Raw genomic sequence first — 21,132 nt, 5'->3', positions numbered from 1 at the left:
GCGACACTGCCAGACTGCCAAGCCATGAGGACCGAGGACTTCTGGCAGCTGATCGACGAGGCGCGGGCCGGCGGCGGGGCTGAGCCCGGCCCGGTCGCCGCGCGGGCCGTGGCGCTGCTCGCCGAGCGCGACCCGGAGGACATCATCGGGTACGCGCGGCACCAGACGCGGGTGCTGGCCGCGTCGCACAAGGCGGATCTGTGGGGTGCGGCGTACCTGATCAACGGTGGTGCCTCGGCTGACGGCTTCGAACACTTCCGGGGCTGGCTGATGACCCAGGGCCGGGCCGTCTTCGCCCGCGCGGTCGCCGAACCGGACTCGCTGGCCGAACTGCCCCAGGTGCGGGCGGCCTCGCTCAGCGGCGAGGAGTTCTCCGCCGAGCAGATGCTCTCGGTGCCCTGGGACGCGTACCGCAAGGCCACCGCTACCGAACTGCCGGCGGACCGCGACCCGGTGCGGACGCCGGATCTCAACGACTTCTGGGACTTCGACGACGAGGACGAGGCGCGTCGCCGGCTGCCCCGGCTGGCCGCGCTCTTCGTCGAGCCGCCGATGGAGTGAGGGATCCTCGGGCCGTTCCATCGCCCGCGCAGTGGGCGCACCCCGGCGGCGTGGGAACATAGAGGGGGTCGGCGGCGCGCCGGCCTGTTGACGTCAGCCGACCAGAACGGACCGCTGTGCCACCGAAGCTCGATCCCGGCGCGAACGCCCCTGGTTCCACCGACCCCGGTCGCATCCGGAACTTCGGCATCATCGCCCACATCGACCACGGGAAGTCGACCCTGGCCGACCGGATGTTGCAGCTCACCGGTGTGGTCGACCCCCGGCAGATGCGCGCCCAGTACCTGGACCGGATGGACATCGAGCGCGAGCGCGGCATCACGATCAAGAGCCAGGCCGTTCGCATGCCGTGGACCATCCGTGAGGGTGAGCGGGCTGGCGAGCACGCGGTGCTCAACATGATCGACACTCCGGGGCACGTGGACTTCACGTACGAGGTGTCCCGTTCGCTGGCTGCCTGCGAGGGCGCCGTGCTGCTGGTCGACGCTGCGCAGGGCATCGAGGCGCAGACCCTGGCCAACCTCTACCTGGCTCTCGAGAACGACCTGCGCATCATCCCGGTGCTCAACAAGATCGACCTGCCGGCCGCGCAGCCGGAGAAGTACGCCGAGGAACTGGCCCACCTGATCGGCGGTGACCCCGCCGACTGCATCCGGGTCTCCGGCAAGACCGGCGAGGGCGTTCCGTACCTGCTCGACGAGATCGTCCGGCAGTTCATCCCACCGGTCGGCGACGCCGTGGCGCCCGCCCGGGCGATGATTTTCGATTCGGTGTACGACGTCTACCGCGGCGTCGTCACGTACGTCCGGGTCATCGACGGCCGGATCAGCGCCCGCGACCGGATCAAGATGATGTCCACCGGTGCGGTGCACGAGCTGCTGGAGATCGGTGTCATCTCACCCGAGATGGTCAAGGCCGAGGCGCTCGGCGTCGGTGAGGTCGGCTACCTGATCACCGGTGTGAAGGACGTCCGGCAGTCCCGGGTCGGTGACACGGTCACCATCAACAGTCGGCCGGCGGCCGAGGCGTTGGGTGGCTACAAGGACCCGAAGCCGATGGTCTACTCCGGCCTCTACCCGATCGACGGGTCCGACTACCCCAACCTGCGTGAGGCGTTGGACAAGCTCAAGCTCAACGACGCCGCCCTCGACTACGAGCCGGAGACCTCCGGCGCGCTCGGGTTCGGCTTCCGCTGCGGCTTCCTCGGCCTGCTCCACCTGGAGATCATCCGGGAGCGGCTGGAGCGCGAGTACAACCTCGACCTGATCTCCACCGCGCCCAACGTCGTCTACCGGGCGATCACGGACGACGGCGAGGAGATCGTCGTCACCAACCCGAGCGAGTACCCCACCGGCAAGATCGCCGAGGTGTACGAGCCGGTGGTCCGGGCCACAGTGCTGACGCCCAACGACTACGTGGGCGCGGTCATGGAGCTGTGTCAGGGTCGGCGCGGCAACCTGCTCGGCATGGACTACCTCTCCGCCGACCGGGTGGAGCTGCGCTACACGCTGCCGCTCGCGGAGATCATCTACGACTTCTTCGACCAGTTGAAGAGCCGTACCAAGGGCTACGCCTCACTCGACTACGAGCCCACCACCGAGCAGGCGTCCGACCTGGTGAAGGTGGACATCCTCCTGCACGGCGAGCCGGTGGACGCGTTCAGCGCCATCGTGCACAAGGACAAGGCGTACAACTACGGCGTCACCATCGCCGCCAAGCTGCGCACCCTGATCCCGCGCCAGCAGTTCGAGGTACCGATCCAGGCTGCCATCGGCAGCCGGGTCATCGCCCGGGAGACCATCCGGGCGATCCGCAAGGACGTGCTCGCCAAGTGCTACGGCGGTGACATCAGCCGTAAGCGCAAGCTGCTGGAGAAGCAGAAGGAAGGCAAGAAGCGGATGAAGATGGTCGGCCGGGTCGAGGTGCCGCAGGAGGCGTTCATCGCCGCCCTCTCCTCCGACTCCGGAGACGGCAAGGCCGCCGGCAAGAAGTAGTTCGCGCCGCCGTACGCGCCCGGGTGCCATCCGCACCCGGGCGCGTCGCGTTTCCGGACGCCTCGCCCACAGTGCCCCCGCCGGGCCTGTTGGGCCGCAGAGACTGCCGGCCGAGCGCGCCGGTGGGGGAGTGTGACCGCCCGGTGCGGAAAACTTTTCCGTCGCTGTCGTGGGGCCGACGGGTCGACCAAACGGGCTCCGACCTGTGTGGACGTACTCACGCGTCAACCGACGCACCTCCCGAACATTGACGGTTGACGTTGTCGATTGAGATGAGTCGGTTTGGGCTTTCGGTGGGTCGGGCACTTAGCCGTCACGACAGGAAGCACACGCCTCGTGTGTCAGACATTCTTTGAAGGAGGGCGACCGTGGAGTTCACCGTGTGGGGCATCATCACTGCGATCGTTGTTGGTCTCATCGTCGGCGCGCTCGGCCGTCTGGTCGTCCCGGGCCGGCAGAACATGCCGATCTGGCTGCACATGCTGATCGGTATCGGCGCGGCCCTGCTGGGCACCGTCCTGGCGCGGGCCATCGGCATCGCGACCGAGACGAGCGGTATCGACTGGGGCGAGCTGCTGGTGCAGGTCGTGGTGGCCGCGATCGCTGTCGCGCTGGTGGCCGGTGTGGGTGGCCGCCGCCGCGTGACCCGGTAACACCACAGCACCAACTCGTACCACCGCGACACCTCCGATGGGCGCCCGGCCGACAGGCCGGGCGCCCATCGGCGTTCTGCCCGTCGCGAGGGCCGTCGCCGGTCCTGCTCGACGTCTCCGGCGGGCTGGATCGCGCTGATCGACTCGGCCCGTGCCTGCGACCGACGGGTTTGCCTGCGGTGGAACGTGCTCTTGTCGGCCAAGTCGTGATCGTTTGGTGAGTGAAGTCGGTTTGGATTTTCGGTGGGTAGGGCAATTAACGGTCACGACAGGAAGCACACACATCGTGTGTCAGACATTCTTGAAGGAGGGTGGCCGTGGAGCTCACCGTGTGGGGCATCATCACTGCGATCGTTGTTGGTCTCATCGTCGGCGCGCTCGGCCGCCTGGTCGTCCCGGGCCGGCAGAACATGCCGATCTGGCTGCACCTGCTGATCGGTGTCGGCGCCGCGCTGCTGGGCACCGTCCTGGCGCGGGCCATCGGCATCGCGACCGAGACGAGCGGTATCGACTGGGCCGAGCTGCTGGTGCAGGTCGTGGTGGCCGCGATCGCTGTAGCGCTGGTGGCCGGTGTTGGTCGCCGCCGCAGCGTCACCCGATAACGACCCGGCATCATCTGGCGACACAGCACCACTGCTAGGACAGCACTACTGGAAAGGGCGCCCGGCCGAGAGCCGGGCGCTCTTTCGTGCTGAAAGGCCCGGCTTTGGCCGGATGTTGGAGTGCCGGTCGTCGGGCCGCTGCGGTACGGTCGCCACGCTTCGGCCAGTTCCGCCCACTGTCGTAAAGGAATTCTCCGTACTAGGGTGCGGCGGAGAAGGTTAGTTCCAGGCGGCGCGAGGGGAGAAGTGGCGTGAACAGGTGGAAGCGGCTGGCCCCGGTCACCGCCATGGTGGCCTCGGCCGCGATGGTGCTGACCGGCTGTGGAGGCTCCAGCGACGACGCGGCTGACGACAGCAAGCTCACGGTCTGGATGATGGGCGAGGGCGGCGACGCGCAGAACTCCTTCCTCGACGGGGTCGAGGCCGAGTTCCGCCAGAAGCACCCCGACACCGACGTGGTCGTGCAGTACATCCCCTGGCTGGAGGCGCCCAAGAAGTTCCAGGCGGCGCTCGCCGGCGGTGAGGGGCCGGACATCACCGAGCTGGGCAACACCGAGACTCAGGGCTGGGCCGCCCAGGAGGCGCTCGCCGACGTGAGTGGCCGGATGGGCGGCTGGGCCGACGGCAAGGATCTGCTGCCCGACCTGGTGCGCAACGCTCAGCTCGACGGCAAGCAGTACGGCGTGCCCTGGTACGCCGGTGTGCGCGCCATCTACTACCGCACCGACTGGTTCGCCGAGGCCGGCGTGCAGCCCCCGAAGACCTGGGACGACCTGGTCACTGTGGCCAAGGCCGTGCAGGCGAAGAAGAAGGGCACCTACGGCATCGCCCTGCCCGGCAACTCCGAGCTGCCCTTCTACTCCTTCCTCTGGGGCGCCGGCGGCGAGATCGCCAGCAACCAGGGCGGCACCTGGAAGTCCGGCTACACCACGCCCGAGGCGCAGCGGGCCGTCAAGTTCTGGACCGACCTGGTGACCGTGCACAAGGTCGCCCCGCCGGCCGCGGCGGGTTGGAACGAGATCGACGCGCGTACCCAGTTCGCCACCGGCAAGGCCGCGATGGCCTTCGCCGGCAGCTGGCAGCAGGGCGCCATCAAGAAGGACAACCCCGAGATCGAGAAGGTCTGGGGTACGTTCCCGATCCCCGGCCCGGACGGCAAGGCGGCGCCCGGTTTCGCGGGCGGCTCGGACGTGGCGATCTGGAAGGACAGTGAGCGGCAGGACCTGGCCTGGGACTACCTGACCGTGCTGCTCAACAAGAAGAACGCGCAGAGCTTCGCCAGCAGCCTCGGCTTCTTCCCGGTCTACCAGGACCTGGTCTCCGGTGGCGCGTACGCGAACGACAAGGTGATGGCGTCGTTCGCCACCACCATGCAGAACACCAAGCTCACGCCGCTCACCCCGAAGTGGGTGGAGGTCAGCCGGACGAAGACGGTGACCCAGGCGATGAACAGCTCGGTCATGAAGGGTCAGAAGACGGTCGAGAAGGCTACCGCCGACGCGGCCGGTGAGATGGAAGGCATTTTGAACAGCAAGTGAGCTCACAGACAAAAAGCCCGGAGACGGCCGCCGCGCGGGAGACCCCCGCGCGGCGGCGTCGCCGGGTGGACCGCCTGCCCTACCTGCTGCTCCTGCCCGCCCTGCTGATCATCGGGGTGCTGCTGCTCTGGCCGCTCGGCCAGGTGGTGGTGATGTCCTTCTACCGGCTGAACAGCGTCCGGCAACTGCGCGGCGATCGGGACTGGCCGTGGGTGGGGTTCGGCAACTACGTCGACATCCTCTCCGACCCGTTCTTCCTGACCGTGCTGCGCAACACGGTTCTGTTCGCCGCGGCCAACGTGCTGCTCACCATGGTGCTCGGCACCCTGGTGGGGTTGCTGCTCAATCGGCTCGGTCGCAAGATGGCGACGTTCGTGGCCAGCTGCGTGATGCTCGCCTGGGCCACGCCCGCGCTGACCGGCACCATCGTCTGGAAATGGATCTTCGACGACACGAGCGGCCTGGTCACGTGGCTGTTCAACGCGTTGCCGGACGGGCTCTCGAACGGCCTGTTCGGGCGCAGCGACTGGACCGGCTACGGCTGGTTCAACTCGCCGCTGCTCTTCTTCTCCATCCTCACCCTGGTGGTGGTCTGGCACTCGTTCCCGTTCATCGCGGTGAGTGTGCTGGCCGGTCTCAAGAGCGTGCCGAGTGAGCTGCACGAGGCGGCCCGGGTGGACGGCGCCAGCCCGTGGCGGGTCTTCTGGAAGATCACCTTCCCGTTGCTGCGCCCGGTCTTCGGGATCCTGATCGTGCTCTCCACGATCTGGGACTTCAAGGTCTTCACCCAGCAGTTCGTGCTGGCCGGCGGCACCCAGGACCGGCCGACGTTCATGCTCGCCATCTACTCGTACGCCGAGGCATTCTCCCCACCGCCCAAGTACGGGCTCGGCGCGGCGATCGCGGTGATCCTCACGCTGATCCTGCTGGCGGTCACCGGCTTCTACGTACGGATGGTGCTCAGGCAGGAGGACGAGTCGTGAAGAAAATCGCCCTCAACGGCGCCGGGCTGCTGGTCGCGCTCTTCGCGGCGTTCCCGGTCTACTGGATGATCTCCACCTCGCTGAAGCCGAGCAACGAGATCTTCTCGGCAACCCCGCAGCCGGTGCCGACCCACCCGACGTTGGCGCACTACCGGGAGATCCTGACCGGCAACCTGATCCCCGGCGTCAGCTTCCTCGACTTCTTCCTCAACAGCGCGCTGGTAGCCGTCTCCACCGTGGTGCTCAGCGGTCTGGTGGCGTTGCTCGCCGCGACCGCGGTGGCCCGGTTCCGCTTCAAGCTGCGGACCAGCTTCCTGATCATGCTGCTGGTGGTGCAGATGATCCCGCTGGAGGCGTTGGTCATCCCGCTGTTCCTGATGATCCAACGGCTCGGGCTCTACAACACCCTGCCCAGCCTGATCCTCACGTACCTCGGTTTCTCGCTGCCGTTCGCGGTCTGGATGCTGCGTGGCTTCGTCGCCGCGGTGCCCAGGGAGTTGGAGGAGGCGGCGGCGATCGACGGGGCCAGCCGGGCCCAGATCTTCCGCCGGGTGCTCTTCCCGCTGGTCGCGCCCGGCCTGGTGGCAACCAGCATCTTCTCCTTCATCACCGCGTGGAACGAGCTGATCTTCGCGTTGACGTTCATCAACGACCAGGGCAGCTACACCTTGCCGGTGGCGATGACCTTCTTCTTCGGTCGGGACGACACCAACTGGGGGCCGGTGATGGCCGCGTCCACCCTGTTCACCCTGCCGGTCATCATCTTCTTCCTGCTGGTGCAGCGTCGGATGGTCTCCGGCCTGGTGGCCGGCGCCGTCAAGGGCTGACCCCGCGCCGCGAGGGCCGACGCCGGTGTTGACCGCCGTTAGGCTGGCGGTCATGACGGGCAGGGTGGCAGCGGTGAACCTCGGCATCGTGACCGAGGCTGGTTGGGCCGGCGACGCGAGCGGTCGCAGCGGCATCGACAAGCGGCCGGTCGACGGCCCGGTGTCGCTGCTCACCGGCGGCGTGGCGGGCGACTTCATCGGCGAGCGGGCCCATCACGGTGGCCCCGACCAGGCGGTCTACGCCTACGCGGAGGAGGACGCCGCCTGGTGGGTGGCCGAACTGGGCCGCGCCATACCGCCCGGCGGCTTCGGCGAGAACCTGACCACCTACGCGGTCGACGTGACGGGTGCGGTGATCGGCGAGCAGTGGCAGGTCGGCTCCGCCCTGCTCCAGGTCACCAAGCCGCGCACCCCCTGCACGACCTTCGCCGGGTTCTGGGGCGTACCGGATCTGATCAAGCGGTTCACCGTCCGGGCGTCGCCCGGGGCCTATCTACGGGTGCTGCGCGAGGGGGAGGTCGGCGCGGGCGACCCGGTCGAGGTGGTGGACCGGCCGGCGCACGGTGTCACCATCGGCGAGGTGTTCCGGGCGAACAGCCTGGAGCCGGAGTTGCTGCCTCGGCTGCTGGACGCCGAGGATCTGCCGGCGCCGATCCGGGAGAAGGCTCGCCGACGCCTCGCCGCCCGGGGCTGATCGGCCCCGACGGCATCCGCCGCGATGCCGCGACGAGCAGTGACGCGCTCGGCGGATCCGACCTGGAAGAACCCCCGATGACGGGCTCAGCGCCGGACTTGCCCGTATTGTCCCCACGGAGGGCGTGCGGCGGGGACCGGGTGGAGCGCGATGTCGATGACGACGGACGGCGGTGTCGCGGCGGCGTCATCCCCCGATCCGGGCCTGGAGCGTCCGGCGTTCCTGGAACTCTTCTTCGACCTCGTCTACGTCTTCGCGCTGGTCACCTTGGCGACCGTGCTGGCCGACGACCTGACCTGGACGGGCGTCGCCGAGACGCTGGTGCTGCTGCTCGGGTTCACGATGATCTGGGCGCTGACCGTGTGGACGGCGGACAGCGTCGACCTGACCCGTCCGGCCGGGCAGGGGCAGTTCATCTGGGTGGCGGCGGCCAGCCTGCTGTTGGCCGCGCTCGCGGCCGACGCGTACAGCGATCACCGGCTGCTCTTCGCCACCACGTACGTGGTCATCCACCTCAGTACCGCGGCCTACTACATCCTTGTGGTCTCGCTCAGGAGGCCGCCGCGTCGCAGCATCCGGATCCTGATCTGGGAGGCCGTCGCGGGCATCGGCTGGATCGGTGGGGCGCTCGTCGGCGGTTCGGGGCAGCTGGCGATCTGGGTGCTCGCTGTCGTCGTCGAGTATGGCGCGGCGGCGCTGGGCTGGCCGGTGCCTGGGATCGGCCGCTCACGACCGCGCGACTGGCGGCTGGTCGGCGCGCGGGTGGCCGAGCGTTACCGGCAGTTCGTCATCGTCGCGCTCGGTGTCGCGATCTTCGTGACCGGTACGACCTTCAGCATGAGCGAGTACACGCTGGAGCGATCCTGGGCGCTACTGGTGGTGTTCACCACCATCGTGTTGATGTGGCGGATCTACATCTACCGTGCCGGTGAGCTGCTGACCGACGCGATCGGCCGGTCGTCCAACCCGGCGCTGCTCACCCAGTCCGCCGCGGTCACCCATCTGATCATGGTGGCCGGAATTGTCGGTGCGGCGGTCACCAGCCGGCTCGTGGTGAGTCGCCCGTTGGGCGAGACCCCGCCCTCGTGGGCCGCGGTGATCCTCGGCGGACCCGCGTTGTACCTGGTCGGCCGGGGCGTCCTCGACTTCACCGTGTTCGGGCGAATCTCGCGGTCCCGGTTGGCCGGGCTGGTGCTGCTGGCGGGCATGGCACCGACCACGCTCCTGCTGCCGCCGGTGCTGGTCGCTCTGCTCGCCATGACGGTGCTGCTCCTGATCGCCGTGGCGAACCTGGTGAGCACCCGGCGACACGCGCGTACGCCGGCGCCGCCGATGCTGCGCTGACCTCGCACGGCGGTCGCGGACTGCCCTTCATCACGATGGCGCGGCGGCCCCGACCGGGCGTCGGCGCGCGGCCAGCCCTTCGCCGACCAGGGTGATCAGCAGGACCAGGTTCGCCAGCATCAGGGCGGCCAGGGGCGGAAGCATGAGTGTGGCGGGCGCTGTCAGGGCGCACAACACCACGATCGCCAGCACCCGGGACCAGAGGGTCCGCCCGGTCACCACGGCATCGAACAGGACGCTGCCGAGCAGGAACAGGACCGGTCCACCGAGGGTGGCGACGATCAGCTCGACCGGGGCGCGGCCGAACGGCCGGTCGATGACCAGCGAGGTGCTGGTCGAGACCAGCACCACCCCGGCCACCATGACCAGATGGCTGTACGAGGTGGAGGTGCCGGAGCGGACCCGTTCCACGGTTGCGACGCTCGGTGGTGCCAGGATCCGCTGGACCCGCTGGAAGTAGAGCTGGAACAGCAGGACCGCGCTGACGAACGCGACAGCGCCGGTGGCCACCGCGCCGGCCGTGAATCCGCTGCCGGCCAGCCCTGTGCCGGTGCTCAGGATCAACTCGCCGAGCGCGACGATGAAGATCGCCCGATGCCGCTCGGAGAGATGCACCCCGGTGAAGATCTGGCTGGCAAGCTCTGTACGCCCCAGCCTCGGCGTCGGCCAACCGATCCGGGCCGAGCCGAGGTCGACCGCCACCGCGAGAGACCAGAGCACCAGTCGGGCCGTCCCGTCCACGAACACCCCGGCCACCCAGGGCGTCACGGTGACGCCGAACCAGAAGAACACCCGGATGCTCCTGGCCTGGATCGGCTGGTTCACCCGGGTGCCGGGGATCAGGACGGCGTCGCGGACCAGGTGGATGCCGAAGTAGGCCGCGACGAAGAGCCACCCGTACCGACCGAAGGCGTACGGCGTCGCGATCGCCATCAGCAGGGTGCCGAGCATGACCAGCAGGGCGGTCGCCTGGATGATCGGCAGTCGGGGATTGAACAGGTCGGTGAGCCACGCGGTCAGCACCCAGACCCACCAGGCGGCCAGCAGCAGGACGGCGGTCTGCGCCGCACCCCGGACGGTGAGGTTCTCGGCCAGGCTGGCAGCGAGCCGGGAGAACATGAAGATGTAGACGAGATCGAAGAAGAGTTCCAGGAAGGTCGGGTGTTCCGGCTCGCCGCGGCGGCGGAGGATCCGGGGGAGCGGAGCGGATGTCACTGCGCTGCCTCCTGTGCCACCCCACGCCCTGCCCCGACCTGCGCACCCGCCACGCTACCGACAGTGCGGTCTCCGGTGGCCGGAACGGGCTCGGCCCGAACGGTCGGGGCCGCGGACGTGAAACGGCCCCCCGCCAACGCTGAGCGTCGGCAGGGGGCCGTCCTACGAGCAGTGGATCAGCGGAGCCAGGGGATGTTGCGGTCGAGCAGACCGCGCTCCTTGAGCTCCTTGCGCAGCGGGATCTCGTCGTCGACGTACCCGTCCCAGTTGATGCCCCAGTAGTTGGCGGTGTGGGTGCCCTCGCCGATCAGCTGGCGCTGAACCGGGGTGCGGTTGCGGTACCACTCGCCGTTCACGTCGGGGTGCAGCTCGTCCAGCGGACGGATCCACCGGTAGGTGTAGCCGACGAAGAGCATCTTGCGGGTGATGGTCGACAGGTTCGTCGACCGCGAGTGCCACTGCCGGCGGTCGAAGATGAAGGCGTCGCCCGGGTTGGCGGTGATCTCCACCGTGCCCTCCGGGTCGGGGTTCTGCACTGTGAGGTCCGCCGGCCGGGGCAGCGAGTTCTTCAGGTGGCTGCCCGGGATGACCTTGGTGGCGCCGCGGCCGGTCTCGGAGAGGTCCGACAACACGTACGCGACCTTCAGCGAGAACATCGGCCGAGGCAGGTTCGGGTCCATCGTCTCCGGGTCGGAGTTCTGCCGGTACCCGTCCTGGTGCCAACCCCAGTACGGCTTCTCCGGCTCGGCGGCCGGCGGGGTGACGTCCAGGTGGTTGTGGTGGGTGTAGATGTTCCAGCCGGCCAGCCCCCACATGTACGGGAAGGCGATCGGGTGGGTCAGCAGCTCACCGAAGAGCTCGTCGCGCTCCAGGAAGCCCAGCAGGTGCAGGGTGCCGTCCTTCTTGGTGGTGCCCTTGGCCTGCTCCTCCGCGTAGACGCGGTCGACCGCCGCCTCCAGCGCCGCCCGGTGGTCCTCCGTCAGGACGTTGCGCAGCAGGAGGAAACCCTGCTCGTGGAACTCCTTGCGGTCAATGTCGCTGATCGGTTCGTAACCGGTCCGGTCGCCGTAATCGAACACCGCGTCGTACCCCTCCCCATGAGGTGAAACCTTTTCTGGCACAGGCCGCCGATCGTAACGCGGCGGCCCAGGCATCGGGGAGGGTGTGGTGCGGGATTGGGCCACGGCGGGACCCCACGCAGCGAGAGAAACGCACAGAGTGAGATCGGAGTGATCAATAGTGCGATTCGGTGGGCATTGCCCGATTGTGCGGTGACTGCCGGTTAAGAGATCCGGGTCGGTCAACCCTCGTTGAACACCTCGGCGACCACCTGGCCGGCGGGGTTCTGCCGGCCGTCCACCCGGCCCCACGAGCCGTCGCGGGCCGTCCACTCCAGGTCGCCGAAGCGGACCCGCTTCACACCGTGGTCCTGGGCGTGCGAGACCAGCCAGTGCGCGTACCGCCAGCCGTCACGCTGGTCGCCCGGAGTCACCGCCAGCCCGGTCGGGTCGGTCGGGTCGGTGCCCTTGAGCCCCCAGTCGAGCACCAGGTTGCGGGTCAGTTGCGCGGCCGCCGCCGCGCCGTGCATCGCCGGGGTGCGTCCCACCGAGCAGGCGACCGCGCCGCTGGCGTCGCCGAGCAGGGCCCGGCTGAGCACCTCGGAGTCGTCTGCCCACTTCTGGTACGCCTCGGGGAACGCCGAGCGCTGCACCCGCTGGGCGGCGTCGGTGACCCGCATCTCCTCCCAGCCGCGCACCTTCTTGAGGGCCGCGTAGAACCGGTTGGCCGCGTAACGCGGGTCGCGGATCTGCGCCGGAGTGCCCCAGCCCTGGCTTGGCCGCTGCTGGAACAGGCCGATCGAGTCGCGGTCGCCGTTGGCGAGGTTGCGCAGCCCGGACTCCTGGTACGCGGTGGCGAGCGCGACCACGACGGCCCGCTCGGGCATTCCACGCTTCGCGCCGATCGCGGCGATGGTCGCCGCGTTGGCCATCTGGTCGGCGTCCAGGGCGACCCGTCCGTCGGCCTGCACTGTGCACTTCCGCGTCACCAGCGGCAACGTGAGGTTGTCGCCGACCTGCCGTACGACGAGCCAGATCGCGATCACGGCGACGAGGATGAGCACCACTCCACCCGCCACGGTTGCCCGAGTTCGCACCCACACCCCCAGATCGACAGTTCGCCAAGCGTACGTCCCCGCAGGCCCTTCCCGGGTCGTCCGTGTGGTTCGGGCCCAACCTGGCCGACTCCGACCGGTTCGGGGTCGGCTCCGCTGTCGCGTACCGGTTGGCGACGTTCCCGCTCCGGTGGCGATCTCACCTGCCACGTCGTTCTGTCGCCCTTCCCGGTGCGGGCTGTCGTGACGGGGGCGCCGCCGAACGACGGTGGCACCCCGATCATCAGTCGTCGAGAGCGGGCACCCAGCGCGCCGGTCGCTTCTCGCGGAACGCGGTGACCCCCTCGCGCCCCTCGTCGGAGAGGAAGTAGCCGGTCGAGACGGCGGAGAGTCGGGCCAGGTCGGCGCGCAGCTCGGCGGTACCCGGTCGGCGCAGCAGCTCCTTGGCGCCGGCCAGCGCCCCGGGCGCGCCGCGCACCAGCGAGTCGCAGTAGCCGCGTACCGCGTCGTCCAACCCGTCCGCCGGGACCGAGGCCGTCACCAGGCCGATCTCGGCGGCCCGGCGACCGTCGAAGGTGTCCCCGGTCAGGTACAGCTCGGCGGCGGCGCGGGGGTGCAGCCGGGGCAGCACTGTCGCCGAGATGACCGCCGGGATCACCCCGATGCGTACCTCGGTGAACGCGAACGTCGCCTCGTCGGCGCAGACCGCCAGGTCGGCGGCGGCGATCAGGCCCAGCCCACCGGCCCGCGCCGGCCCGCCGACCCGAGCCAGCACCGGCTTCGGGCACTCCCACAGCGCCGCGAGCACGTCACCCAGCATTCCGGCCGGCACAGTCCCGCTGGCGTACGCCGCGGCGGTCTCCTTCAGGTCCGCGCCGGAGCAGAACACCGGGCCGGTGTGGTCGAGCACGATCACGCGGACCGCCTCGTCGGCGACCGCGTCCGCCAGCCCGGCCAGCAGTTGGGTCATCAGTCCGGTGGAGAGCGCGTTGCGGTTGTGTGGGCTGTCCAGGGTGAGGGTGGTCACCCCACGGGCCGTGGCGACCCGCACGAGGACGTCGGGAGAGGTCATGCCGGGCACACTAGTGGCCATGCCCGGCGTCCTTCCAGATGGTGAGACCGTCCCCGTCGACGGATCGTTGCCCGCCACCGCCACCGCGGCGGTCGGCGCGCGCGGCTTCGGCGTGTACGTGCACGTGCCGTTCTGCGCCAGCCGCTGCGGATACTGCGACTTCAACACCTACACCGCCGCCGAACTGGGCGGCGGTGCCAGCCGCGAGGGGTACGCGGACACGGTGCTGGCCGAGCTGAGGCTCGCCGCCCGGGTGCTCGGCGACGCCCCGCCGCCCCGGGTCGACACCGTCTTCGTCGGTGGCGGCACGCCCACCCTGCTCCCCGCCGACGACCTGGCCCGCATCCTCGACGGCATCGACCGCACCTGGGGGCTGGCCGCCGACGCCGAGGTGACCACCGAGGCCAACCCCGAGTCGGTCACCCCGGAGTCGTTGAAGCTGCTGCGGGCCGCCGGCTACACCCGGATCTCGCTGGGCATGCAGTCCGCCTCCCCGGGGGTGCTGGCGATCCTGGACCGCAAACACAGCGCCGGCCGGGCGACCGCCGCCGCCCTGGAGGCGCGCGACGCCGGGTTCGAGCACGTCAACCTGGACCTGATCTACGGCACCCCGGGGGAACGGGCCGAGGACTTCGCCGCCTCGCTGGAGCAGGTCGTCGCCGCGGGGGTGGACCACGTCAGCGCGTACGCCCTGATCGTCGAGGACGGCACCCGGCTCGCCGCCCGGATGCGACGCGGCGAGCTGGCGTACCCCAGTGACGACGTGGCCGCGGACCGCTACCTGGCCGCGGAGGCCGCGCTCGACGCGGCCGGGCTCTCCTGGTACGAGGTCTCCAACTGGGCCCGCACCGAGGAGGCCCGCTGCCGGCACAACCTGCTCTACTGGACCGGCGCGGACTGGTGGGGGCTGGGACCGGGGGCGCACAGCCACGTCGGCGGGGTGCGCTGGTGGAACGTGAAGCACCCCTCGGCGTACGCCCAGCGGTTGGCCGCCGGCGCGTCTCCCGGCCTGGCCCGGGAGGTGCTCACCGTCGACGAGGCGCACATGGAGGACGTGATGCTCCGGCTGCGGCTGGCCAGCGGCCTCCCGCTGGCGGTGCTCGACGCCACCGGCCGGGCCGGTGCCGAGCGGGCGCTGGCCGGCGGTCTACTGGCCGCCGACGAGTACGCCGCCGGCCGGGCGGTGCTCACACTGCGCGGGCGGCTGCTCGCCGACGCGGTCGTCCGCGACCTGCTGCCCTGAGTGGCCCACCGCCCCCGGACCGGGACAGCGGCGAACCGGTCCGGCCGGGGGAGCGGCCGGACCGGTTCACTTGATGAAGTTGGCAGTCATCGGGTAGCGGTACGGGGTGCCCTCGTTGGCCTTGATGCCGGCGATGATCCCGAACAGGATCTGGATCACCACGACGGCGATGCTGGGCAGGAAGAGCAGGCACCAGCTCACGAAGAGCAGCACGAACGCGATGATCGACCAGAGGATCTGGAAGTTCAGGGCGGCGAGGGCGTGCGCCCGGACGGTCGGCGACTGCTGGCCGCGGGCCAGGTAGGCGATCAGCGGGGCGACGAAGCCCAGCGGACCGAGGCTGACCAGCGCGCCGAGAGCGCCGCCGAAGTGCGCGACCAACGCCCAGGTCTTGTCCTCGTTGTTGGCGTAGCCACCGCCGGGGCCGCCGTAGGCCCCACCGGCCGGATAGCCGCCGGGCGGTGGGTAGCCCCCGGGCGGGGGGTAGCCGCCTGCCGGAGGGTAGCCGCCTGACGGCGGTTGGTCACCGGTGGGCGGCGGATAGCCACCGGCCGGAGGATAGCCGGCCGGGCCGGGCGCCCCGGACAGTGGTGCGGTGGGTGGCTCGGCCGACGGGGACGGGCCTGGGGAGGTGGGCTCCGGCGGGTAGTTGCCGGGGTCGCCCGACCCGGGAGGGCGAGGAGGTTCAGTCATGGATGTCACGGTAGGTGCCAGTGGCAACGCCGCACCAGAGCGACACCGCCCGGCAGTGCGGGCCGATCGGCCCAACGCCGGTGGCGTGGGCCGCACCGACGGGTGGCCGTTGATCATCGCGTCGGGGGGCCCGCCGACGTAGACTGGCACTCGTTACAGTCGAGTGCCAGGACGGCTCGGCCGGCCCAGAGCGCCGGCGGCCGACGTGCGACAGGAGGTGCGGAGGATGGGTCTCGACGACCGGAAACTCGCAGTGCTCCGCGCCATCGTCGAAGACTACGTCTCCACCCAGGAGCCGGTCGGCAGCAAGGCGCTGGTCGAGCGGCACCAGCTCGGGGTCTCCCCGGCCACGGTCCGCAACGACATGGCCGTGCTGGAGGAGGAGGGCTACATCCGGCAGCCGCACACCAGTGCCGGCCGGGTGCCCACCGACCGCGGCTACCGCCTCTTCGTCGACCGGTTGTCCCGGGTCAAGCCGCTCAGCCCGGCCGAGCGCCGGGCCATCGAGCGATTCCTGGTCGGCGCTGTCGACCTCGACGACGTGGTGCACCGCACGGTGCGGTTGCTCGCCCAGCTGACCCGGCAGGTTGCCGTCGTGCAGTACCCGAGCCTGGCCCGCTCCTCGGTGCGTCACCTGGAGCTGGTGCCGATCTCCACCACCCGGCTGATGCTCGTCATGATCGCCGACACCGGGCGGGTGGAGCAGCGACTCGTGGAGCTGCCCGGGCCGGTGCCCGCCGCCGACGTCACCGACCTGCGCCGCCTGATCAACGAGAAGCTCGCCAACGCCCGGCTGTCCGAGACGCCACCGCTGGTGCAGGCGCTGGTCGAGGAAGCGCCGACCGGCCTGCGTCCGACAATGACCACGCTCGCCACCGTCCTGCTGGAGACGCTCGTCGAGCGGCACGAGGAGCGGATCGCGCTCGCCGGCACCGCGAACCTCACCCGGGGTGGCCTGCTCGACTTCCAGGGCTCCCTGCGGCCGATCCTCGAGGCTCTGGAGGAGGAGGTCGTGCTGCTCAAGCTCATCGGTGAGACCGAGCCGAGCACGACCCGGGTGCTGATCGGCGACGAGAACGAGTTCGACAACCTGCGCGCCGCCTCGGTGGTCAGCACCGGGTACGGCCCGGGCACCACCATCGTGGGCGGCCTGGGGGTGCTGGGGCCCACCCGGATGGACTACCCCGGCAACATCGCCACGGTACGCGCCGTGGCACGCTACGTGGGCGAGTTGCTGGCCCAGAACTGATTGGTCAGGGCCGATGCGGCCGGCTGCGGCCGCCGACCGGCGCAACGCGAGACGAACATGAGGACACGGAACGCAGTGGCCAGGGACTACTACGGCATTCTCGGTGTGAGCCGGGAAGCCTCCGACGACGAGATCAAGCGCGCCTACCGCAAGCTGGCGCGTCAGTTCCACCCGGACGTCAATCCGGACCCGGAGGCTCAGGAGAAGTTCAAGGACATCAACGCCGCGTACGAGGTCCTCTCGGACGACCGTAAGCGGCAGATCGTCGACCTGGGTGGCGACCCGCTCGCCCCGGGTGGCGGCGGCGCCGGCGGCCCGGGTGGCCCCGGAGGCGCCGGCCCGTTCGTCGGTTTCCAGGACATCATGGACGCGTTCTTCGGCGGTGCCGGAGGTGGCGCCCGTGGCCCACGGCCGCGTACCCGCCCGGGCGCCGACGCGATCCTGCGGCTCGAACTCGACCTGCACGAGACGGCCTTCGGCGTCGAGGCTCCGATCACCGTCGACACCGCAGTGCTCTGCACCACCTGCTCCGGCGCTGGCACGGCCGCCGGCACGCACCTGGCGACCTGCGAGGCGTGCGGCGGTCGGGGCGAGGTGCAGTCGGTGCAGCGCACCTTCCTCGGCCAGGTGGTCTCCGCCCGGCCGTGCACCGTGTGCCAGGGCTACGGCACCACCATCCCGCACCCCTGCCCCACCTGCGCCGGCGACGGCCGGGTGCGGACCCGCCGTTCGCTGACCGTCAAGATCCCGGCCGGCGTCGAGGACGGCATGCGGATCCGGCTGGCCCAGCAGGGCGAGGTGGGCCCCGGCGGCGGCACCGCCGGCGACCTCTACGTGGAGATCCACGAGCGGCCGCACGACGTGTACTCCCGCAAGGGCGACGACCTGCACTGCCGGGTCACAGTGCCGATGACGGCGGCGGCGCTGGGCACCCGGCTGACCATCAAGACGCTGGACAGCGAAGAGACCGTCGACGTCAAGGCCGGCACCCAGCCGGCCAGCACGCTGCGACTGCGCGCCCGGGGCGTGCCGCACCTGCGCGGCACCGGCCGAGGCGACCTCTACGTGCACCTGGACGTGCGGACGCCGACCAAGCTCGACCCGGACCAGGAGAAGATGCTGCGCGACTTCGCCAAGACCCGTGGTGAGGAGGTCGCCGAGCTGTCCAAGCAGGGCGGCTTCTTCTCCCGGATGCGCGACGCGTTCAACGGGCACGCCTGAGGTGTCCGCACCGCTGTTCCTGGTGGAGGCGCTGCCCACCGGCGACGCGCTGACCCTGGACGGCCCGGAGGGGCACCACGCCGCCACCGTGCAGCGGTTGCGCGTCGGCGAGGAGCTGCTGCTCGCCGACGGCCGGGGCGGCACCTCCGCCGCCGTGGTCACGGCCGTCGGCCGGGGCAGCCTGGAGGTCACCATCACCTCCCGGGGGTACGCGGACGCGCCCGTACCCCGTCTGGTGACAGTGCAGGGCATCGCCAAGGGCGACCGGGGTGAACTGGCCGTGCAGGCGATGACCGAGGTCGGGGTGGACGAGATCGTGCCCTGGGCGGCCTCGCGTTCGGTGACCCAGTGGCGCGGCGACCGGGGCGTACGCGCCCGGGAGAAGTGGGTGGCCACCGCCCGGGAGGCGGCCAAGCAGGCCCGCCGGCCGTGGCTGCCGGTGGTGGCCGGTGCGCCGGACGAGTCCACTGCCACTGTGGCCCGTCGGATCGCCGGTGCCGCCGCCGCGTTCGTGCTGCACGAGGAGGCCGAAGACCGGCTCACCACCGCCGAGTTGCCCTCCACCGGAGAGATCGTGCTGGTGATCGGCCCGGAGGGGGGCATCGCCCCGGCCGAGCTGACCGCCTTCGCCGAGGCCGGCGGGCGACCCGTACGCCTCGGACCGGCCGTGCTGCGCACCTCCACCGCCGGGGTGGCGGCCCTCAGCGTGCTCGCCGCCCGCCTCGGCCGCTGGTGACAGCGGGCTTTGGCTGGTTTCAGGGCCGGGGAAACGCTGGCACCACCTCTTCCTCCGGCCCCAGGTTCAGCCCGGCCGGCCCGATGATCTGCGGGTCCGGTGCGCCGACCTCGCCTGGAGCAGCCGCTTGTCGCGGTCGTACTCTTCGCGGTCCAGTCGCTCGTCGTACGGGTAGTCCTCGCGCCAGGTCTCGACGGGGGTGCCGTCGGGGCGGAGCAGGACAGGATCGTCGTCGTGGCCATCGGCCACCCGGTAGTCGGCGGTGAGGTCCAGCAGCGCGAGGTCGGCCATGTCGGTGGGACTTACCCTCCCGCGAACCGCCAACCACCTCCCCGGCCGGGTGATCCGCCGGCGGTCGCACGAGAGCCCGCCGCGGACGGTCCAATGGCTGACAATCGATCAACCCTTGTGGATGGTCGCGCGTACCCTGGCGCGGTGCTCGCTGCCGAGGCTCCGAAGATCACCGACTGGATGCAGGCGTGGGGAAGTGTCGTCGGCCTGCTGCTGTCGGGTCTTGCCGCAATGGCCACCTGGCTGCTCTTTCGCCATGAGATCCAGGTGCGGCGAGAAGAACAACGCGACAATGAGGCAGCTCAGGCGCGGCTGATCGTTCCGGTGTTGAACGACCTGCCTCGGGGTCTTGATGAGGTGCGAAGCTTCACGATTGCAAATTACAGTGGCGTGCCGTTCTATGACCTTCGGGTCATGCTCCTCTGGAGGGAGCGGTTGATAGGCAACTATCCGTCCGCTCTCCACGTCCTGATGGAAGAGGTCGCGGGGAGCTTCTCCTATCTGGCGGTGCCAGGGGTTGACGTCGCGGGGATCGCCAAGACCGGCGATCTGGCCATCGGAGTCTATTTCACCGACGCTTCTGGTTTGCGCTGGAGCAAACTCAACCGTGAGCCACCGACTCGGGTGCAAAGCGATGACCGCTGGAGCCAAATTACTGGTCGTGAACAGCAACGTGCAGCGGCGAGAGCGAGGCTCAAAAAGGAGATGACGCTGCGGGCGATGGCCCGTCGAAACAAATCAAGGTTCCGGTTTGCAGCCTCGATCGCCGCAGTTGTTGCTGTGGCGGTCTTCCTGGCCATCCTCATCTACAGGTAGGCACGCCTACCACGTCACTGTCACCCGCTTCGCGTTGTCGGGTCAGCTGCGCAGGTAGGACGCCCCGTTGAGGTCGACGATCGTGCCGGAGGCCCACTCGGCCTGCGGCGAGGCCAGCCAGTGCACGGCGGCGGCGATCTCCTCCGGTTGGCCCACCCGGTCGAACGGGCTCTGTGCCCGGATGGCCGCGCCCCGCTCGCCGCGCAGGTGTTCGGTGGTCATGTCGGTCGCCACGAAGCCCGGCGCGACGGTGGCGACAGTGATGCCGTACGGCGCGAGCGCCACGGCGAGGGACTGGCCCAGCGCGTTCAGCCCCGCCTTGCTGGCGCCGTACGCCGGCTGCTCCGGCTCGCCGCGGAACGCGCCACGGGACGAGACGTTGACGATCCGCCCGCCGCGTTCGCGCATGTGCTGGGCGGCGCACCAGGTGGCGTTGCCGGCGCCGGTCAGGTTGGTCTCCAGCACCTGCCGCCAGCGCTGCTGCCACTCCTCGTACGAGGCGCCGAAGATAGGGTGCGGGTCGTCGCGGTCGCCGTACGTCCCGGCGTTGTTGACAAGCACGTCCAGCCCGCCGAGCAGTTCGGCGGCCCGGTCGACCATGACCCGGACCGCGTCCGGATCGGTGAGGTCGGCGCGGACCACCACGTGCCCGGTGCCCGGCAGCTGCGCGCGCAGTTCCTCGGCCGCGTCGGCGGAGTCGCGGTGGTGGATGGCCACCCTGTCGCCGCCGGCCGCGAACGCCTTCGCCACCGCGCGGCCGATCCCGCGCGAGGCCCCGGTCACGAGTACCGCCCGATCCGTCATGCCGGCCATCCTGCCTCAGCCGTGCCTCCCCTGCTAACGGGCCGGCGGCGCATGCTGCACCGGAGCACCCCCGGCCCGTTAGTCCTTACACTGCCCCGATGGGATCCGACTGCCTGTTCTGCCGCATCGTCGCCGGGGAGATCCCGGCCACCGTGGTCCGGGAGACCGACACCACGCTCGCCTTCCGCGACATCGACCCGAAGGCGCCGGTGCACGTCCTGGTAATTCCGAAGGAGCACTACGCCGACGTCGCCACGCTCGCCCAGGGCGACCCGGCGCTGGCCGCCGACGTGCTGGCGACGTCCGCCGCCGTGGCCGAGGACGAGGGACTGCTCGGCGACGGCTTCCGGCTGATGTTCAACACCGGCGCGTACGGCGGGCAGGAGGTGTTCCACGTGCACGCGCACCTGCTCGGTGGTGCGCCGCTCGGCCCGATGCTCGCCCGGGACCTGGCGTGACCCCAGGTGCGGCGCCTGGCTCTCG

General features: G+C 70.2%; 22 protein-coding genes. 15 read left to right on the top strand and 7 right to left on the bottom strand.

Translation table 11 applies throughout. The annotated features are described in order from the left end of the window. The first annotated feature begins 24 nt into the window (after positions 1–24). From PSH03_RS21190 to PSH03_RS21150, 9 genes are all read left to right on the top strand, one after another. A complete protein-coding gene (locus PSH03_RS21190; protein ID WP_238690184.1) occupies positions 25–561 on the top strand; it encodes a DUF4240 domain-containing protein in 537 nt (178 codons plus the stop codon). 116 nt (positions 562–677) lie between these two features. Continuing rightward, positions 678–2,555 (top strand): translation elongation factor 4, encoded by a 1,878-nt coding sequence (gene lepA, locus PSH03_RS21185; protein ID WP_145792555.1) that lies wholly within the window; start codon positions 678–680, stop codon positions 2,553–2,555. Between the two features lie 368 nt (positions 2,556–2,923). Next, complete coding sequence (locus PSH03_RS21180) at positions 2,924–3,208, top strand: GlsB/YeaQ/YmgE family stress response membrane protein (RefSeq protein ID WP_091409827.1); 285 nt, start codon at positions 2,924–2,926, stop codon at positions 3,206–3,208. Positions 3,209–3,525: 317 nt separating this feature from the next. Further along, on the top strand, positions 3,526–3,810 hold the full coding sequence (locus tag PSH03_RS21175; protein ID WP_091410004.1) for a GlsB/YeaQ/YmgE family stress response membrane protein: 285 nt from the start codon (positions 3,526–3,528) through the stop codon (positions 3,808–3,810). A gap of 251 nt (positions 3,811–4,061) precedes the next feature. Then, positions 4,062–5,348: a sugar ABC transporter substrate-binding protein gene (locus PSH03_RS21170; RefSeq protein WP_210786075.1), complete on the top strand. Its 1,287-nt coding sequence runs from the start codon at positions 4,062–4,064 to the stop codon at positions 5,346–5,348. Beyond that, entirely contained in the window at positions 5,345–6,331 is a 987-nt protein-coding gene (locus tag PSH03_RS21165; protein WP_210786076.1) for a carbohydrate ABC transporter permease, read from the top strand. Before PSH03_RS21170 ends, PSH03_RS21165 begins: the two co-directional genes overlap by 4 nt. Then, the gene (locus tag PSH03_RS21160; protein WP_238690182.1) at positions 6,328–7,158 is read left to right on the top strand and encodes a carbohydrate ABC transporter permease; all 831 of its coding nucleotides are present in this window, start codon (positions 6,328–6,330) and stop codon (positions 7,156–7,158) included. The genes PSH03_RS21165 and PSH03_RS21160 overlap by 4 nt, the downstream gene beginning before the upstream one ends. A 52-nt stretch (positions 7,159–7,210) precedes the next feature. Beyond that, positions 7,211–7,852 carry an MOSC domain-containing protein gene (locus PSH03_RS21155; RefSeq protein ID WP_210786078.1) on the top strand — a complete coding sequence of 214 codons (642 nt, stop codon included), beginning with the start codon at positions 7,211–7,213 and terminating at the stop codon, positions 7,850–7,852. Positions 7,853–8,002: 150 nt separating this feature from the next. Next, the gene (locus tag PSH03_RS21150; RefSeq protein WP_238690181.1) at positions 8,003–9,196 is read left to right on the top strand and encodes a low temperature requirement protein A; all 1,194 of its coding nucleotides are present in this window, start codon (positions 8,003–8,005) and stop codon (positions 9,194–9,196) included. A 30-nt stretch (positions 9,197–9,226) separates the two neighbouring features. On the opposite strand, the gene PSH03_RS21145 is transcribed toward PSH03_RS21150, so the two are convergent. The 4 genes from PSH03_RS21145 to PSH03_RS21130 form a co-directional block, all read right to left on the bottom strand. Continuing rightward, entirely contained in the window at positions 9,227–10,411 is a 1,185-nt protein-coding gene (locus PSH03_RS21145) for a low temperature requirement protein A (RefSeq protein WP_210786080.1), read from the bottom strand. A 176-nt stretch (positions 10,412–10,587) separates the two neighbouring features. Further along, complete coding sequence (locus PSH03_RS21140) at positions 10,588–11,490, bottom strand: phytanoyl-CoA dioxygenase family protein (RefSeq protein ID WP_112604298.1); 903 nt, start codon at positions 11,488–11,490, stop codon at positions 10,588–10,590. Positions 11,491–11,711: 221 nt separating this feature from the next. After that, positions 11,712–12,572 carry a hypothetical protein gene (locus PSH03_RS21135; protein WP_238690180.1) on the bottom strand — a complete coding sequence of 287 codons (861 nt, stop codon included), beginning with the start codon at positions 12,570–12,572 and terminating at the stop codon, positions 11,712–11,714. Between the two features lie 235 nt (positions 12,573–12,807). Next, the gene (locus tag PSH03_RS21130) at positions 12,808–13,596 is read right to left on the bottom strand and encodes an enoyl-CoA hydratase-related protein (RefSeq protein ID WP_238690179.1); all 789 of its coding nucleotides are present in this window, start codon (positions 13,594–13,596) and stop codon (positions 12,808–12,810) included. A gap of 19 nt (positions 13,597–13,615) precedes the next feature. On the opposite strand from PSH03_RS21130, the gene hemW reads away from it, so the two are divergent. Next, positions 13,616–14,839: a radical SAM family heme chaperone HemW gene (gene hemW, locus PSH03_RS21125; protein WP_238690213.1), complete on the top strand. Its 1,224-nt coding sequence runs from the start codon at positions 13,616–13,618 to the stop codon at positions 14,837–14,839. Positions 14,840–14,905: 66 nt separating this feature from the next. On the opposite strand, the gene PSH03_RS21120 is transcribed toward hemW, so the two are convergent. Next, on the bottom strand, positions 14,906–15,532 hold the full coding sequence (locus tag PSH03_RS21120) for a DUF4870 domain-containing protein (RefSeq protein WP_238690178.1): 627 nt from the start codon (positions 15,530–15,532) through the stop codon (positions 14,906–14,908). Positions 15,533–15,758: 226 nt separating this feature from the next. Between PSH03_RS21120 and hrcA the strand changes: the two genes are divergently transcribed. The 3 genes from hrcA to PSH03_RS21105 all read left to right on the top strand — a co-directional run bounded on the left by hrcA (position 15,759) and on the right by PSH03_RS21105 (position 18,738). Next, positions 15,759–16,781 (top strand): heat-inducible transcriptional repressor HrcA, encoded by a 1,023-nt coding sequence (gene hrcA, locus PSH03_RS21115; RefSeq protein WP_203124700.1) that lies wholly within the window; start codon positions 15,759–15,761, stop codon positions 16,779–16,781. A gap of 75 nt (positions 16,782–16,856) precedes the next feature. Beyond that, on the top strand, positions 16,857–18,002 hold the full coding sequence (gene dnaJ / locus PSH03_RS21110; protein ID WP_181518639.1) for a molecular chaperone DnaJ: 1,146 nt from the start codon (positions 16,857–16,859) through the stop codon (positions 18,000–18,002). Position 18,003: 1 nt separating this feature from the next. Further along, on the top strand, positions 18,004–18,738 hold the full coding sequence (locus tag PSH03_RS21105) for a 16S rRNA (uracil(1498)-N(3))-methyltransferase (protein ID WP_238690177.1): 735 nt from the start codon (positions 18,004–18,006) through the stop codon (positions 18,736–18,738). Positions 18,739–18,804: 66 nt separating this feature from the next. On the opposite strand, the gene PSH03_RS21100 is transcribed toward PSH03_RS21105, so the two are convergent. Beyond that, a complete protein-coding gene (locus PSH03_RS21100) occupies positions 18,805–19,029 on the bottom strand; it encodes a hypothetical protein (protein ID WP_238690176.1) in 225 nt (74 codons plus the stop codon). Positions 19,030–19,173: 144 nt separating this feature from the next. Between PSH03_RS21100 and PSH03_RS21095 the strand changes: the two genes are divergently transcribed. Next, on the top strand, positions 19,174–19,845 hold the full coding sequence (locus PSH03_RS21095) for a hypothetical protein (RefSeq protein ID WP_238690175.1): 672 nt from the start codon (positions 19,174–19,176) through the stop codon (positions 19,843–19,845). Between the two features lie 42 nt (positions 19,846–19,887). On the opposite strand, the gene PSH03_RS21090 is transcribed toward PSH03_RS21095, so the two are convergent. Beyond that, complete coding sequence (locus tag PSH03_RS21090; protein ID WP_238690174.1) at positions 19,888–20,649, bottom strand: SDR family NAD(P)-dependent oxidoreductase; 762 nt, start codon at positions 20,647–20,649, stop codon at positions 19,888–19,890. Between the two features lie 98 nt (positions 20,650–20,747). Here PSH03_RS21090 and PSH03_RS21085 point away from each other — a divergent pair, with 98 nt between their 5' ends. Then, entirely contained in the window at positions 20,748–21,107 is a 360-nt protein-coding gene (locus PSH03_RS21085; protein WP_088988083.1) for a histidine triad nucleotide-binding protein, read from the top strand. Positions 21,108–21,132 lie beyond the last annotated feature (25 nt).

Origin of the sequence: Micromonospora salmantinae, from assembly GCF_022230905.1 — a bacterium.
GTDB lineage: Bacteria > Actinomycetota > Actinomycetes > Mycobacteriales > Micromonosporaceae > Micromonospora > Micromonospora salmantinae.
Note: the sequence above shows the minus strand (reverse complement) of the source record. Positions and strands in the feature narration are given on the sequence as shown.

What these genes read in the sequence shown, in the direction of transcription:
- PSH03_RS21100 (WP_238690176.1), bottom strand. Translation starts at nt 19,029, where the DNA reads ATGGCCGACCTCGCGCTGCTGGACCTCACCGCCGACTACCGGGTGGCC.
- PSH03_RS21120 (WP_238690178.1), bottom strand. Translation starts at nt 15,532, where the DNA reads ATGACTGAACCTCCTCGCCCTCCCGGGTCGGGCGACCCCGGCAACTAC.
- PSH03_RS21190 (WP_238690184.1), top strand. Translation starts at nt 25, where the DNA reads ATGAGGACCGAGGACTTCTGGCAGCTGATCGACGAGGCGCGGGCCGGC.
- hrcA (WP_203124700.1), top strand. Translation starts at nt 15,759, where the DNA reads ATGGGTCTCGACGACCGGAAACTCGCAGTGCTCCGCGCCATCGTCGAA.
- PSH03_RS21150 (WP_238690181.1), top strand. Translation starts at nt 8,003, where the DNA reads ATGTCGATGACGACGGACGGCGGTGTCGCGGCGGCGTCATCCCCCGAT.
- PSH03_RS21130 (WP_238690179.1), bottom strand. Translation starts at nt 13,596, where the DNA reads ATGACCTCTCCCGACGTCCTCGTGCGGGTCGCCACGGCCCGTGGGGTG.
- PSH03_RS21155 (WP_210786078.1), top strand. Translation starts at nt 7,211, where the DNA reads ATGACGGGCAGGGTGGCAGCGGTGAACCTCGGCATCGTGACCGAGGCT.
- hemW (WP_238690213.1), top strand. Translation starts at nt 13,616, where the DNA reads ATGCCCGGCGTCCTTCCAGATGGTGAGACCGTCCCCGTCGACGGATCG.
- PSH03_RS21085 (WP_088988083.1), top strand. Translation starts at nt 20,748, where the DNA reads ATGGGATCCGACTGCCTGTTCTGCCGCATCGTCGCCGGGGAGATCCCG.
- PSH03_RS21090 (WP_238690174.1), bottom strand. Translation starts at nt 20,649, where the DNA reads ATGACGGATCGGGCGGTACTCGTGACCGGGGCCTCGCGCGGGATCGGC.